The sequence below is a fragment of the Cupriavidus sp. R6-3 genome (assembly GCF_059772245.1).
On the sequence record NZ_JCBAJO010000001.1, the window covers coordinates 1 to 12870 of the forward strand.

General features: G+C 68.7%; 12 protein-coding genes. 9 read left to right on the forward strand and 3 right to left on the reverse strand.

All coding sequences use genetic code 11. The annotated features are described in order from the left end of the window. From AC6EI8_RS00005 to AC6EI8_RS00015, 3 genes are all read left to right on the forward strand, one after another. Positions 1 to 833: ABC transporter permease (locus AC6EI8_RS00005; RefSeq protein WP_498380914.1), on the forward strand; the 833-nt coding region annotated here is incomplete at its 5' end. Next, positions 827 to 1693, forward strand: coding sequence for an ABC transporter ATP-binding protein (locus AC6EI8_RS00010; protein ID WP_226105368.1), 867 nt, complete (start codon positions 827 to 829; stop codon positions 1691 to 1693). The genes AC6EI8_RS00005 and AC6EI8_RS00010, both read left to right, overlap by 7 nt. A gap of 124 nt (positions 1694 to 1817) precedes the next feature. Beyond that, positions 1818 to 3005 carry a c-type cytochrome gene (locus AC6EI8_RS00015; RefSeq protein WP_226105369.1) on the forward strand — a complete coding sequence of 396 codons (1188 nt, stop codon included), beginning with the start codon at positions 1818 to 1820 and terminating at the stop codon, positions 3003 to 3005. A 103-nt stretch (positions 3006 to 3108) separates the two neighbouring features. Here the strand turns inward: AC6EI8_RS00015 and AC6EI8_RS00020 are convergent, their stop codons facing one another. Then, entirely contained in the window at positions 3109 to 3996 is an 888-nt protein-coding gene (locus AC6EI8_RS00020) for a LysR family transcriptional regulator (RefSeq protein ID WP_265634282.1), read from the reverse strand. Between the two features lie 116 nt (positions 3997 to 4112). On the opposite strand from AC6EI8_RS00020, the gene AC6EI8_RS00025 reads away from it, so the two are divergent. From AC6EI8_RS00025 to AC6EI8_RS00045, 5 genes are all read left to right on the forward strand, one after another. Next, on the forward strand, positions 4113 to 5114 hold the full coding sequence (locus AC6EI8_RS00025) for an ornithine cyclodeaminase family protein (RefSeq protein ID WP_150083471.1): 1002 nt from the start codon (positions 4113 to 4115) through the stop codon (positions 5112 to 5114). Further along, positions 5111 to 6058: a phosphate/phosphite/phosphonate ABC transporter substrate-binding protein gene (locus tag AC6EI8_RS00030; RefSeq protein WP_226105371.1), complete on the forward strand. Its 948-nt coding sequence runs from the start codon at positions 5111 to 5113 to the stop codon at positions 6056 to 6058. The genes AC6EI8_RS00025 and AC6EI8_RS00030 overlap by 4 nt, the downstream gene beginning before the upstream one ends. Positions 6059 to 6077: 19 nt before the next feature. Continuing rightward, positions 6078 to 7061, forward strand: coding sequence for a tripartite tricarboxylate transporter substrate binding protein (locus AC6EI8_RS00035; RefSeq protein WP_498380916.1), 984 nt, complete (start codon positions 6078 to 6080; stop codon positions 7059 to 7061). Between the two features lie 163 nt (positions 7062 to 7224). Next, positions 7225 to 7431, forward strand: coding sequence for a type II toxin-antitoxin system VapB family antitoxin (locus tag AC6EI8_RS00040; protein WP_265634276.1), 207 nt, complete (start codon positions 7225 to 7227; stop codon positions 7429 to 7431). Next, positions 7428 to 7808, forward strand: coding sequence for a type II toxin-antitoxin system VapC family toxin (locus AC6EI8_RS00045; RefSeq protein WP_265634274.1), 381 nt, complete (start codon positions 7428 to 7430; stop codon positions 7806 to 7808). Before AC6EI8_RS00040 ends, AC6EI8_RS00045 begins: the two co-directional genes overlap by 4 nt. Positions 7809 to 7842: 34 nt before the next feature. Here the strand turns inward: AC6EI8_RS00045 and AC6EI8_RS00050 are convergent, their stop codons facing one another. Together AC6EI8_RS00050 and AC6EI8_RS00055 are read right to left on the reverse strand one after the other, a co-directional pair. Beyond that, on the reverse strand, positions 7843 to 9246 hold the full coding sequence (locus tag AC6EI8_RS00050; protein ID WP_498380917.1) for a sigma-54-dependent transcriptional regulator: 1404 nt from the start codon (positions 9244 to 9246) through the stop codon (positions 7843 to 7845). Continuing rightward, positions 9243 to 11192, reverse strand: a complete 1950-nt coding sequence (locus tag AC6EI8_RS00055; RefSeq protein ID WP_498380918.1) for a sensor histidine kinase — start codon at positions 11190 to 11192, stop codon at positions 9243 to 9245. The genes AC6EI8_RS00050 and AC6EI8_RS00055 overlap by 4 nt, the downstream gene beginning before the upstream one ends. Before the next feature lie 326 nt (positions 11193 to 11518). On the opposite strand from AC6EI8_RS00055, the gene AC6EI8_RS00060 reads away from it, so the two are divergent. After that, a complete protein-coding gene (locus AC6EI8_RS00060; RefSeq protein ID WP_150083476.1) occupies positions 11519 to 12859 on the forward strand; it encodes a dicarboxylate/amino acid:cation symporter in 1341 nt (446 codons plus the stop codon). Positions 12860 to 12870: the final 11 nt, after the last annotated feature.

Consider the following 12870-nt stretch of genomic DNA (forward strand, 5'->3'; position numbering starts at 1 on the left):
TGGCCGTGGCGGCGGCGCTGGCGCTGTCCGCGGCAATCGGTGCGCGCGTGTGGGCGGGGCGCCGCGGCTGGACGGCGCTGCGCGGCGCCGGACCCTGGCTGGTCGCGCTGCCGCTGGTGCTGGCCGGCTGGGAGTTCCTGACCGCCAAGACCGGAACCTTGCCGACGCCGTTCTTCGCGCCGCCGCAGGCGCTGATCGAGGTCTATCTCGACGACTGGCGCCGGCTCGGCGACAGCGCGCTGAACACGCTGAAGCTGCTCGGCTTCGGTGTCGCGCACGGCGCGGTGGTCGGTTTCCTGATCGGCGTCTCGATCGGCTGGTCGCGGCGGATCGGCTATTGGGTGCATCCGGTTCTGCGCGTGCTCGGCCCCTTGCCGTCGACGGCCCTGCTGCCGCTGACCTTCTACTTCTTCCCGTCCAGCTATTCGGCCGCGGTGTTCCTGATCGCGCTGGCCACGGCCTTTCCGGTGGCGGTGCTGACGTGGTCGGGCGTTGCCAGCGTCGACAAGCGCTACTACGACGTGGCGCGCACGATGGGGGCGTCGGGCTGGTTCCTGGTGCTCCGCGTGGCGATTCCGGCGGCCTTGCCGCAGGTGTTCGTCGGCCTGTTCATGGGGCTGGGCGCGTCGTTCTCGGTGCTGGTCACCGCCGAGATGATGGGCGTCAAGTCGGGGCTCGGCTGGTACCTGACCTGGGCGCAGGGCTGGGCCTCCTACGTCAACATGTACGCGGCGCTGATCGTGATGGCGCTGCTGTTTTCCGGGGTGATCACGCTGCTGTTCGCGCTGCGCGACCGGGCACTGTCGTGGCAGAAGGGGACCGTCAAATGGTGAGCGCGGCGATTGCGGACAAGGCAAAGGCGACCGCGGTGCAGGGACCGGCAGGGTTGCATCCACAAAAGAACGACGGGACGGGTGGGGTCATTGAGCGCGAGGGAGCCGGCGCGCGCATCGAGGTACGACAGGTCAGCCACTGGTTCGGGGACGGCGAGACACGGCTGCAGGTGCTCGACCGGGTCGATCTGAAGGTAGAGCCGGGGGAATTCGTCGCGCTGCTGGGGCCCAGCGGCTGCGGCAAGTCGACCTTGCTGCGACTGGTTGCGGGCCTCGATGCGCCGGTGGAGGGTCAAATCCTGCAGGACGGCGCGACGATCGCCGAGCCGGACCCGTCGCGCATCGTCGTGTTCCAGGATCCGACGCTGTTTCCGTGGCGGCGCGTCTGGGACAATGTGGCGCTGGGCCTGCAGGCGCGCGGGCTGCTCGGCCGCGAACATCATCGCGTCGACGCGGCGCTCGAACGCGTGGGCCTGAAGGACTTCGCGCGCGCCTTTCCGCATCAGCTGTCGGGCGGCATGGCGCAGCGCGTGGCGCTGGCACGTGCGCTGGTCAACGATCCGCGCCTGCTGGTCCTGGACGAGCCGCTCGGCAAGCTCGATTCGCTGACGCGGCTGGCGATGCAGAGCGAGCTGGTCGCGCTGTGGCAACGCGCCGGGTTCTCGGCCCTGCTGGTCACGCACGATGTCGAGGAGGCGCTGTTCCTGGCGCAGCGTGTGATCGTGTTCAGCGATCGGCCGGCGCGCATCCGCGCGGAGATCGAGGTCGATCTGCCGTATCCGCGCCATCGCGGCGATCCGCGGCTGACCGAGATGCGGCACGAGGCGCTGCGGCATCTGGGACTGGACGCGAGCTGGTGATGGAGGAAGCGTTGCGGGAGACGTTGGACGGGGCGTTGGAGGGTGCGTTGAAGGAGGCGTTGGCGCAAGCGTTGAAGGCAGCGTTGGGGGAAGCGTTCGGGGACGCCGCGGCGCGAACGGTTCGATGAACGGCGTGGTATTGCCGCCCTGGCTCGATACGCTGTTGGCCATCGTCGAGCAGGCGCAGTTCGGCCTGCTGCGGCTATGGCACTGGCTGGGGCTGACCGGCGACGCGCACGGACAGCCGGCCTGGCCCTGGGGCCATCGCATCGCCGGCGAAACGCTGCTGATCGATCTCGGCGTGGCGAGGCAACTGGCGTGGACAGGGATCGCCGTCGCGCTGTCGCTGGTGGCGATTGTGCTCACGCTGCCATGGCGGCGCCGGCGCGTGCTGTTGCTGACGATCGCGGCCGCGAGCCTGCTGTTTGCACCCTGGCCTGCGCCGGCGCTGCTGTTCGTGCCGGCGGCGCCGACCAGCTTTCATGCGAGTCCGACCGGATTTTCTGTGGAAGCGATTGCCGTCGGCGCGCGAATCTATGGGCAGCATTGCGCGGCCTGCCACGGTGACGACGGCCGCGGCGAAGGGCCGATGGCGGCGACGCTGCCGCGTTGGCCGCCAACGCTGGTCGGCCCCTTGCTCGGACGCCGTGCCGATGGCGAGCTGTTCTGGCATATCGCCGATGGCATGCGCGATGACGATGGTCGCCTCGTGATGCCGGCGTTTGCCGGCGTATTGCGCGATGACGAAATCTGGGCCGTGCTCGACTACGCCAAGGCGCTCGCGGCGGGCGAGGGTGCGAAGTCGGCCGGCAGCTGGCCGATGGCGGTACCGGTTCCCGATATGGCGATACGCTGCGGCGCCGATGCGCCGCGCCGGCTGGCGCGGTGGCGCGACGGCCAGCGGCTGCGGCTGGTCGCCTTCGACGGCTCGCCCGATCGCATTCCGCTCGAGGATCCACGCTTTCTCACGCTGCTGGTGACGCCCGACGGCAGGCCGCCCGCCGCCGTGCCGCAGTTTCGCAGCGAGTGCACGGCGGTGTCGCCGCAGGCCTGGGATATCGTCGCGCGGCTTGGCGGCGTCGCGCCGGAACGCCTTGCCGGCACCGAGCTGCTGGCCGATCGCAACGGCTGGCTGCGTGCACGCGGCACGCCGCAGCAGAAGGGCTGGTCCGATGCCGATCTGCTGTGCGAGTCGGGCCAGCCGGCGAAGTCAGCATCGGGCGGCAAGCCTGCACCCGATGGGCTGACTGCGCTGCTGCTGCGGATGGACGCCGAGCCGGTGCGCTTCGTCAAGGGCGGGATCGTGCATTAGCGGAAGGCCGGCAAGCGGAGCGCGGCCGTGAGCCGCGGTGAGCGGGGGGGGCGGCGGTGAGCGGCAGTGCGCGGCGCTATGCGGTGGCGTGCAGCATTGCGCCTTACCGCTTCATCATCGCCACCAGCGTATCGACGAAGTCCAGCGCCAGCCGCGACAGCGGCTCGGTCTCGACATGGAAGATCTGCGCCGATGCCGTGACGCGGGTCCTGACCGGCACCGCGACGATGTCGGGCCAGCTCTGGCCGAATACCGTCATCGCGTCGACCAGCGCGATGCCGGCGCCCGCCTGCGCCAGCGCACGGGCGACGTGGGCCTGTTCCACCTGCACGCTGAAATCGGGCTGGTCCGCCTCGCCGCCGAACATCTCGCGGATCAGCAGGCCGAAGGGCACGTCGTCGCCGTAGCCGATCAGCGCCTCGCCGGCCAGTTCGGCCGGCCGCACGGCACTGCGCCCGGCAAGCCGGTGGCCCTCGGGCACCAGCGCGACCAGCGGATTGCGCGCCAGCACGCGCGCCTCCAGATTCGGGTGCGTCAGCGGCATGGTCGACACGCCCAACTCGACCTGCCCCGACAGCAGCGCGCGCAGCATATTGGCCGGAATCTGCGTGCGCACGACGATCCGCACTTCGGGATGCGCCAGGCGAAAGCGCGCGATCGCGCGCGGCAGCACCGTCTGCCCCAGATTGGGGCTGCACGACACACGCAGGCTGCCGGTGCGGTTCGCCGCCAGGTCCTCGGCGATCTCGTTGACGCGCTCGATGCCCTCGTAGACCGAGTTGACCTCGGCCAGCATGCGGCGCGCTTCCGGCGTCGGATACAGCCTTCCCTTGGTGCGGCGAAACAGCGCGAAGCCCAGGCGCTGCTCGGTATGCGACAGCAGGCGGCTGATTGCCGGCTGCGAGACGTACAGCAGCTTGGCGGCGGCGCTGATGGAGCCCGTCAGCATCACCGCGCGAAAGACTTCGATCTGGCGCAGATTGATTTTCATGACATAACACGATGTTAAGCGTCACCGATATATAAGCATATGACAGTCATGGCCGCGCTCCCTACACTGATTTCGACGAATCCACGATTCGACGATCCACGACATCAGGAGACGGTATGAGCGACATCCATCTGACCTACCTCAACGGCAAGGACATCGCGCAGCTGGCGATGACCGACGCGGAGATCCTTGCCGCGGTCGAGCAGGGGCTGGTGGCGCAGGGCAATGGGCAGACCGTGATCGAGCCGCGCATGCATCTGATCCCGGACCCCGCCTTCAACGGGCACTTCAATGTGCTGCGCGGTTATGTCGCGCCGCTCGGGCTGGCGGGGGTCAAGATCGTCGGCGACTTCGTCGACAACTACAAGCAGGGCCTGCCGTCGGAAATGGCGCTGCTGAACCTGTTCGACCCGCGCACCGGCATGCCGGTCGCCGTGATCGACGCGACCTTCATCACCGATGCCCGCACCGGGGCGCTGACCGCGCTGGGCGCGCGTCATCTGGCGCGCCGCAACAGCAAGGTGCTGGGCCATATCGGCGCGCGCGGGACCTCGTACTGGAATATCCGGCTGCTCGACAGTCTGTTCGACTTCGACGAGATCCGCGTGCACTCGCGCCGCCCCGAAAGCCGCAACGCCTTCGCCGCCAGGCTGGAGCGCGACCTGGGCAAGCCGATCGTCGTGACCGAGGACTGGGAGTCGTGCGTGCGCGGCGCCGATATCGTCGTCGAAGCCTCGCGGCTGGAACGGCCGACGCCGCTGCTGAAGACCGAATGGATCTCGCGCGGCGCCTTCGTCGTGCCCTACGGCACGATGAGCGCGGTCGAGCTGTCGCTGACCGACATCATGGACAAGCTGGTGGTCGACGACTGGAGCCAGTGCAAGGGCGGCATGTTCGGCTCGCTGCGCGCGCATGTCGAGGCCGGCAAGCTGTCGGAGCAGACGCTGTACGCCGAGCTCGGCGAGATCGTCGCCGGCCGCAAGCCCGGGCGGCAGAGCGACGACGAGACCAATCTGTTCTGGCATCGCGGCCTGTCGCTCAGCGATATCGCGCTCGGCCACGCGATCATGCAGAAGGCGCAGCGCATGGGCATCGGCCAAAGGCTGGTCTACGCATGATCGCCAATGCACGCATGTACTCGGTGTCGCCGCAGGCCGGCGCGGTCTGGCGGACGCTGCTGATGCGCGTGGCACAGCGCGCCGGCGTGGAGTTGGCCTATGTCGAGCACGATGCGCCGGCGCCGATCCGCGCGCTGTGGGAGCGCGACGATTGCGCCTGCGTGCTGATGTGCGGCTATCCGTTTGCGACGGCGCCGGTGCGCTACCGGTTGCTGGCGGCGCCGGTGCCCGATCTGCCGCGCTATGGCGGCCTGCCGCGCTACTTCAGCGAGTTCATCGTGCGTGCCGATTCGCCGTGCGCCTCGCTGGCGCAGACCTTCGGCACGCGCCTTGCGTGCATGCTGCCGGAATCCAATTCCGGCTATAACGCGCCGCGCCGCTATCTGATGGAGTTCGGGCTGGTCGACGGGGCGTTGTATCTGCCGACCGAAGCGGCCACGCCGACCCCGCAGGACGTGATCGATGCCGTCATTGCAGGGAGGGCGGAGGTTGGCGTAGTCGACAGTTATGTGCTGGACCTGCTGCGTCTGCATGCGCCCGGGCGGATCGCCGCCTTGCGCACGCTGGCGGTGACGCAGTCCTCGCCGATTCCGCCGCTGGTCGCCTCGCCCGGCATCGACGAGGAGATTGCCGCGCGGCTGCGCGGGGCATTGCTGGACGCGCATCGCGATCCGGACTGTGCCGAAGCGCTCGCCACGCTGCGGCTGGCGCGCTTTGCCGCGGTGGAGCCGGGCGATTACCGGCGCCTGGTCCGGTGGGCGCGCGAGGCCGACCACGCGGGCGTCGCGCTGACCGCGGCGACGCCGGTGGCGCAGGGGCTTTCGTCGCCGCTGTCGCAGCCATCGTCGCGACCGTCGTCGCAGCCGCTGTCGGAGCCACTGTCGGAGCCGCTGTCAGAACCTTTGTCGAAGCCCTTGCCGCACCCCTCCGATCCATTGGCCTGATTCACTCGGGAGATTCACGATGATGCGTCTGCTTTCCACGATACTGGGCGCGCTGCTTGCGGCAAGTGTGCCGCCTGGCGCATCGGCGCAGGGCGGCGGCGGGCAAGCCTATCCCGCCAAGGCGGTCCGGCTGGTGGTGCCCTTTGCCGCCGGCGGCCCGGCCGACGTGCTCGGCCGCGCGGTGGGCGATGGCCTGTCGAAACGCTGGAGCCAGCCGGTCGTCGTCGAGAACAAGGCCGGCGCGGCGGGCACGATCGGCGTCGATCACGTCGCCAAGGCCGCACCCGACGGCTATACGCTCGCCGTGGTGCCGGTCGGCAATATCGCCGTCAATCCTTCGCTGATGCCGAACCTGCCCTACAAGGCGGCCGACCTGGTGCCGGTCACGATGCTGGCGACGGCCGAGAACGTGCTGGTGGTCCACCCTGGCGTCCAGGCCAGGTCGCTCGGGGATCTGCTCAAGCTCGCCCGCCAGCAGCCCGGCAAGCTGACGTTCGCCTCGCCCGGAGCCGGCAGCCAGGCGCATCTGGCCGGTGAACTGCTGCAGCTCGACGCCAACGTCAAGCTGATCCACGTGCCCTACAAGGGCGTCAGCCCGGCGATGACCGACCTCGTCGGCGGCCAGGTCACGATGATGTTCGCGCAGATCTCGGCGGCGCTGCCGTATATCCAGGCCGGCCGGCTGCGCGCGCTCGGCGTGGCCAGCGCCAGGCGCTCGGCCGTGCTGCCCGATGTGCCGACCATCGCCGAACAGGGCTTTGCGCAGTTCGAGGCGGTGTCCTGGTACGCGCTGATGGCGCCCGCCGGCACGCCGCGCGAGGTCGTCGAGCAGCTGAGCCGCCAGACCGGCGAAGTGCTGGCCGATCCGGGCCTGAAGAGCAAGCTCGCGACGCTCGGCATGGACGTCGGCGGCGGCACGCCACGGCAACTGGGCGAGACGATCCAGAAGGAGACGACGCGCTGGGCCGGGGTGATTCGGCAGCGGGGGATTACGGTGGATTGAGGGGCGACGAGGCGGGGGCGTCAGTTCCAGCGCGGTCAAATGTCGGGGTGCGCCCGGCCGTAACCGTGAGGACTGCGGTCTTTTGGCGTGCGCCCAACTGTGACGCTTGTATTGATGCCAAAATTGATGCATATTGGCTTCAATATTGAAGCGGAGATCAGCCATGCGCACCACAGTGACGATCGATGATGCACTCTACGAAAAGGCACTGGAGATGGCGGACCCCGGCATGGATAAATCGGATCTGTTCCGAGAAGCGATCAAGACGTTTGTACGAGTCCAGGCGGCGAAGCGCCTTGCTGCCCTAGGCGGTGCAGCTCCCGATATGGAGGACGTTCCACGCCGCCGCGAGGAGCCGCCGGCAAAATGAGTGTGCTGATCGATAGCTCGGTATGGGTCGATCACTTCAGGCACCGTAACGCGGCGCTGATCGACCTGATCGTGATGGACCAAGCCCTGACGCACCCCATGGTGGTCGCCGAACTCGCCTGCGGAACGCCGCCGGCACCGCGCCTTACAACGCTCAACGACATTGGCTTGTTGCAGCCATGCAATCAAGCGACGTTGCATGAAGTGATGCAGTTTATCGAGCGGGAAAGGCTGTATGGACTCGGATGTGGCCTGGTCGACATGGTGCTGCTGGCATCCACCCTTATCACGCCAAGCGCAAAGCTATGGTCGCTCGATAAGCGGTTGGCCGAATTGGCCGAACGCTTCGGAGTGGCATACCAACCCAGATTGCACTAGCCGAATCAGCTTGCGTCACCGTCGGATCGTTCCATCACGACTCCGCCTTCTCCGACAAATACTCCCGCCGCTCGATCCCATGCCGATGCAGCTTGTCGTAGAAGGTCTTGCGCGCGATGCCCAGCGATTCCAGCGTTGCGCGAACATTGCCGCCGTTCGCGGCGAGCGTGTCGCGGATCAGTTGGGCCTCGTAGCGGTCCATCCGTTCGGCCAGCGTGCCTTCGGCGCCGGTGTCGCCCGAGGTCGCGGCCTGCGCGGCGGGGGGCGTCGGCAGCGTATGCACGCCCAGCACGAAGCGTTCGGCGAAATGCAGCAGTTCCCGTACGTTGCCCGGCCACGAGTGCGTGTTCAGATAGCGCCGTACCGCGTCGGTGACCGGCGGCGCCTCGCGCTGGAAGCGGCGCGCGGCCTGGCCGGTGAAGACCTCGAACAGCAGCGGAATGTCTTCGCGCCGCTCGCGCAGCGGCGGCATGTACAGCGTGACGACGTTGAGGCGGTAATACAGATCCTCGCGAAAATCGCCGCGCTGCGCGGGGTCGCCCAGATCGACCTTGCTGGCCGCGATCACGCGCAGATCGACCGGCCGCATTTCGTTGGTGCCCAGCGGCGCGACGCTGCGCGTCTCCAGCACGCGCAGCAGCTTCAGCTGCACCGACGGCGGCATGCCTTCGATCTCGTCGAGAAACAGCGTGCCGCCGTTGGCGTGTTCGATGCGGCCGATCCGCTTGCGTTGCGCGCCGGTGAAGGCGCCGGGCTCGTGGCCGAACAGCTCGCTCTCGATCACGCTCTCGGGCAGCGCCGCGCAATTGAGCGCGACCAGTTCGCCCGCGCTGCGCCGGCTCCAGCGATGCAGCGCGGTCGCCGCCATTTCCTTGCCGCTGCCGGTTTCGCCGACCACCAGCACGTCGACATCGGCATCCGCGATATGACGGATGGTCTGGCGCAGCCGCTCCATCGCCGGCGTCACGCCGATCAGCGGCCAGGCGCTTTCCGCTTGCGTCGCGGCGTCCTGCAGCCGGCGGTTTTCCAGCACCAGACGGCGCTGTTCCCAGGCATGGCCGACGGCGGTCAGCAGGCGATGGGTGGCGTAAGGCTTCTCCAGAAAATCGTAGGCGCCGCGGCGCATCGCCTCGACCGCCTGCGCGATATCGCCATGGCCGGTGATGAAGATCACCGGCAGGCTGGCGTCGCGCTCCAGCACCCGCTCGAACAGTTGCAGGCCGTCGAGCCCCGGCATCCGCATATCGGTGACCAGCACCTCGGGATAGCCGTCGCGCAGGCTGTCGAGAAAGGATTGCGCGCTGGCGTGCGCGTCGACCCGATAGCCGGCCAGGGTCAGGCTTTCGGCTGCTGCGGCGCGAACGTCGTGGTCGTCGTCGACCAGGGCGACCCGGCGTACCGGACCCTGACTGGCTTGCGCTTCGCTGGTTTGCATCATGGAGCTGAATTCAGTGTGATGGTGAAGATCGCGCCGCTGCCGCTTCCGCCGTTTCCGCCGCTGCGGGGGCGCGTATCGAGCGTGCCGCCGAACTCGGCGACGATGTCGCGGCTGATCACCAACCCCAGTCCCATGCCCTCCGGCTTCGAGGTGGAGAAGGGCGTGAACAGCCGCTCGGCGATCTCGGGCGCGATGCCGGGGCCGTTGTCGGCGATCTCGATGCGCACGCGCGCATCGTCCCCACCGTTCGCACCGTCCGCATGGTCCGCATGCGTCGCGATGTCGATCCGCGCATCGTCGCGGCCGGCGACGGCGTCCAGCGCGTTCTGCAGCAGATTGACCAGCACCTGTTCGAGCCGCAACCGTTCCGCCTGCACGCGCAGACCCTTGTCGCCGGAGCGCACCAGGGCGACGGGCTGCGTGCGCAGGCGCGGCCCCAGCAACAGCAGCGCGCCTTCGATCGCGTCGTCCACCGGCGTCGGCTCGCGCGCGCCCGAACCCTTGCGGGCAAACGCGCGCAGCTGGCCCGTGATGGCGCCGATGCGCTCGGTCAGTGCGCCGATCCGCGCGAGGCTGGCGCGCGCGCCGTCGGCCTCGCCGCGCTCCAGATAGCTGCCGGCGTTGTCGGCATAGCTGCGGATCGCCGCCACCGGCTGATTGATCTCGTGCGCGACGCCGGCGGCGATCTGGCCGAGAAAGGTCAGCTTGTTGGCCTGCACCAGTTCCTCCTGCGCGGCGTGCAGCCGCAGCTCGGCCTGGCGGCGTTCCTCCATTTCGGCGCGCAACTGGTCGTTGGCGGCCTGCAGTTCCGCGGTGCGCGCCTGCACGCGCGCGGTCAGCTCGGCGCGGATCGCGGCCTGCTGCGCGTTGTGCCGCCGCAGCCGGCGCCGCGCGTAGACCCCGGTGGCAATGGCGATATAGGCGAGCAGCAGCACCACCAGCGCCTGCGCCTGCATCCGCGCCGCGATGCCGGTCCGCTCGTCGCGGCTGGGCGCCAGCAGATGGAAGGTCCAATGCGTGGACGGTACGGGCAGCGCAACGTGGAGATAGCTGTCGCCGGGCGGGTGTCCGGGCACGTCGGCAAGTATCTCTTCGCCGCTGGCCGGCGGCCTGCGCGCCGGCGCGGCACCGGCTGCCGCGGAAAACGGCCGGATCGGCAGCGGGGCGAAGGTGCCATCGCCGAACTGCAGGCTGCGCCGCAGCTGCTCGGCCGCCGCCTCGCCCAGCGGCACCATCGAGCGGAAGCGCCAGCCGGGCTCGCTGGTCAACAGCACCACGCCATCGCTGTTGGTGACGAAGACCGGCTCGGCCAGGTGCGCCCAGTCTTCCTCGAGGCCGGGGAACTCGACCTTGACGACCACCACGCCCAGCGGCTGTCCGCCGGCATCGTCGAGCCGGTGCGACAGGTACAGGCCGGGGCGGCGGCTGATCGTGCCCAGGGCGAAGTGCTCGGCGGCGCCGCCGGCCATCGCGCCCTGGTAGTAGGGGCGGAAGGCGTAGTTCTCGCCGACGAAGCTGTCGGGGCCGCGCCAGTTGCTCGAGGCGACCGTCAGGCCGCGGCGGTCCACCGCGTAGATCACCGAGGCGCCCGTGCCGGCCGCCAGCGCCTCGAGCTTGCCGTTCAGCGCGGCAAGGCGCTGCGGGTCGGCCGTCGCCAGCGCCGTCTTCAGGTCGGGGTCCTGCGCCAGCACGAACGGCAGCGCACGATGCTTTTCGAGATCCCGCCGCAGCGTGGCGACGTTGAACTGCGCGGCCGTCAGCGCACGCTGGGTGACCGCCGCGGTGGCCTCGCGATGCGCAGTACGCTCGACCATCCGCAGCACCGCGACCGTCAGCGCCAGCATCAGCAGCACGGCCAGCGCGACGCCCGCCGCGGCGCGCGGCGAGAAGGACCGGCGCGCGCGCGCTTGGTCGGTTGGCAGGGTCGAGGCGGGCGGTCGGGCCATCGGCGGGGTGAAGGGGGCGGTGATAGCGAAGCGGTCAAGCCGGCACGTCGGACACGCAAGCGCGGTTGTGTGCGGCGAAAGTTGTGTGGATTTCCATACAAATGGCCCGAATTCTATGTGGATTTCCACTCAAACGCCAGCGAGCCGCACGGCGCTTCCGAATTTTTCCCTTAAAGATCAACGAATTGTGAAAGACATTCGGCTGGCACACGCATTGCGATAGCGGCTGGTCCGGCGCCGCATCCGCTCGGCCAGGATATTTCAAGAAACTCGCCGCCGCGTGCCCCCGCATGGCGCCCGGCAGCCCATTGGCAGGGGACACCCGCATGATCGACACCCACACCGCCGCGGCCACGGCCGCGCAGCCTCGTCCGTTCTATCGCCATCTGTACGTGCAGGTGCTGGTCGCCATCGTCGCCGGCATCGCGCTGGGCCACTACTGGCCCGATATCGGCTCGAGCATGAAGCCGCTCGGCGACGGCTTCATCAAGCTGGTCAAGATGATCATCGCGCCGGTGATCTTCCTGACCGTGGTCACCGGCATCGCCGGCATGTCGGACCTGAAGAAGGTCGGCCGCGTCGCCGGCAAGGCGATGATCTACTTCCTGACGTTCTCGACGCTGGCGCTGGCGGTCGGCATGATCGTCGGCAACGTGGTCCAGCCCGGCCACGGCCTGCATATCGATCCGGCCTCGCTGGATTCGAACGCGGTGTCCGGCTATGTCGCCAAGGCGCACGATTCGACCATCACCGGCTTCCTGATGAACATCATTCCGACCACGGTGCTCAGCCCCATGGTCAATGGCGACATCCTGCAGGTGCTGTTCGTCGCGGTGCTGTTCGGCATCTCGCTGGCGCTGGTCGGCGAGCGCGGCAAGCCGGTGGTCGATTTCCTGCAGGCCGTCACGCTGCCGGTGTTCCGTCTGGTGTCGATCCTGATGAAGGTCGCGCCGATCGGCGCGTTCGGCGCGATGTCGTTCACCATCGGCAAGTACGGCATCAAGTCGGTGGCCAACCTGGCGATGCTGGTCGGCACCTTCTATCTGACGTCGCTGCTGTTCGTGCTGATCGTGCTGGGCCTGGTGGCGCGCTACAACGGCTTCTCGATCGTCAAGCTGATCCGCTATATCCGCGAGGAACTGCTGCTGGTGCTGGGCACCAGTTCGTCCGAGGCCGCGCTGCCGACGCTGATGCAGAAGATGGAGCGGGCCGGCTGCGCCAAGTCGGTGGTCGGCCTGGTCGTGCCGACCGGCTATTCGTTCAATCTGGACGGCACCAACATCTACATGACGATGGCCGCGCTGTTCATCGCGCAGGCCTGCGACATCCACCTGTCGTTCGGCGACCAGATCCTGCTGCTGCTGGTCGCGATGCTCAGCTCCAAGGGCGCGGCCGGCGTGACCGGCGCGGGCTTCATCACGCTGGCGGCCACGCTGGCGGTGGTGCCCTCGGTGCCGGTCGCCGGCATGGCACTGATCCTCGGCGTCGACCGCTTCATGTCGGAATGCCGCGCGCTGACCAACCTGGTCGGCAATGCGACCGCCGCGATCGTCGTCGCGCGCTGGGAAGGCGAGCTGGACAAGGATCAGCTGCGCAAGGCGATGGCCGGCGAGGCCGTCGCGCCCGCCGCCCCGGGCACGCCCGAGCTGACGCAGTCGGCGGCGTAACCTCCGGTCGC

Coding starts and splice junctions, on each gene's coding strand:
- AC6EI8_RS00050 (WP_498380917.1), bottom strand. CDS start 9,246: ATGATGCAAACCAGCGAAGCGCAAGCCAGTCAGGGTCCGGTACGCCGG.
- AC6EI8_RS00060 (WP_150083476.1), top strand. CDS start 11,519: ATGATCGACACCCACACCGCCGCGGCCACGGCCGCGCAGCCTCGTCCG.
- AC6EI8_RS00025 (WP_150083471.1), top strand. CDS start 4,113: ATGAGCGACATCCATCTGACCTACCTCAACGGCAAGGACATCGCGCAG.
- AC6EI8_RS00045 (WP_265634274.1), top strand. CDS start 7,428: ATGAGTGTGCTGATCGATAGCTCGGTATGGGTCGATCACTTCAGGCAC.
- AC6EI8_RS00055 (WP_498380918.1), bottom strand. CDS start 11,192: ATGGCCCGACCGCCCGCCTCGACCCTGCCAACCGACCAAGCGCGCGCG.
- AC6EI8_RS00040 (WP_265634276.1), top strand. CDS start 7,225: ATGCGCACCACAGTGACGATCGATGATGCACTCTACGAAAAGGCACTG.
- AC6EI8_RS00035 (WP_498380916.1), top strand. CDS start 6,078: ATGATGCGTCTGCTTTCCACGATACTGGGCGCGCTGCTTGCGGCAAGT.
- AC6EI8_RS00010 (WP_226105368.1), top strand. CDS start 827: ATGGTGAGCGCGGCGATTGCGGACAAGGCAAAGGCGACCGCGGTGCAG.
- AC6EI8_RS00020 (WP_265634282.1), bottom strand. CDS start 3,996: ATGAAAATCAATCTGCGCCAGATCGAAGTCTTTCGCGCGGTGATGCTG.
- AC6EI8_RS00015 (WP_226105369.1), top strand. CDS start 1,818: ATGAACGGCGTGGTATTGCCGCCCTGGCTCGATACGCTGTTGGCCATC.
- AC6EI8_RS00030 (WP_226105371.1), top strand. CDS start 5,111: ATGATCGCCAATGCACGCATGTACTCGGTGTCGCCGCAGGCCGGCGCG.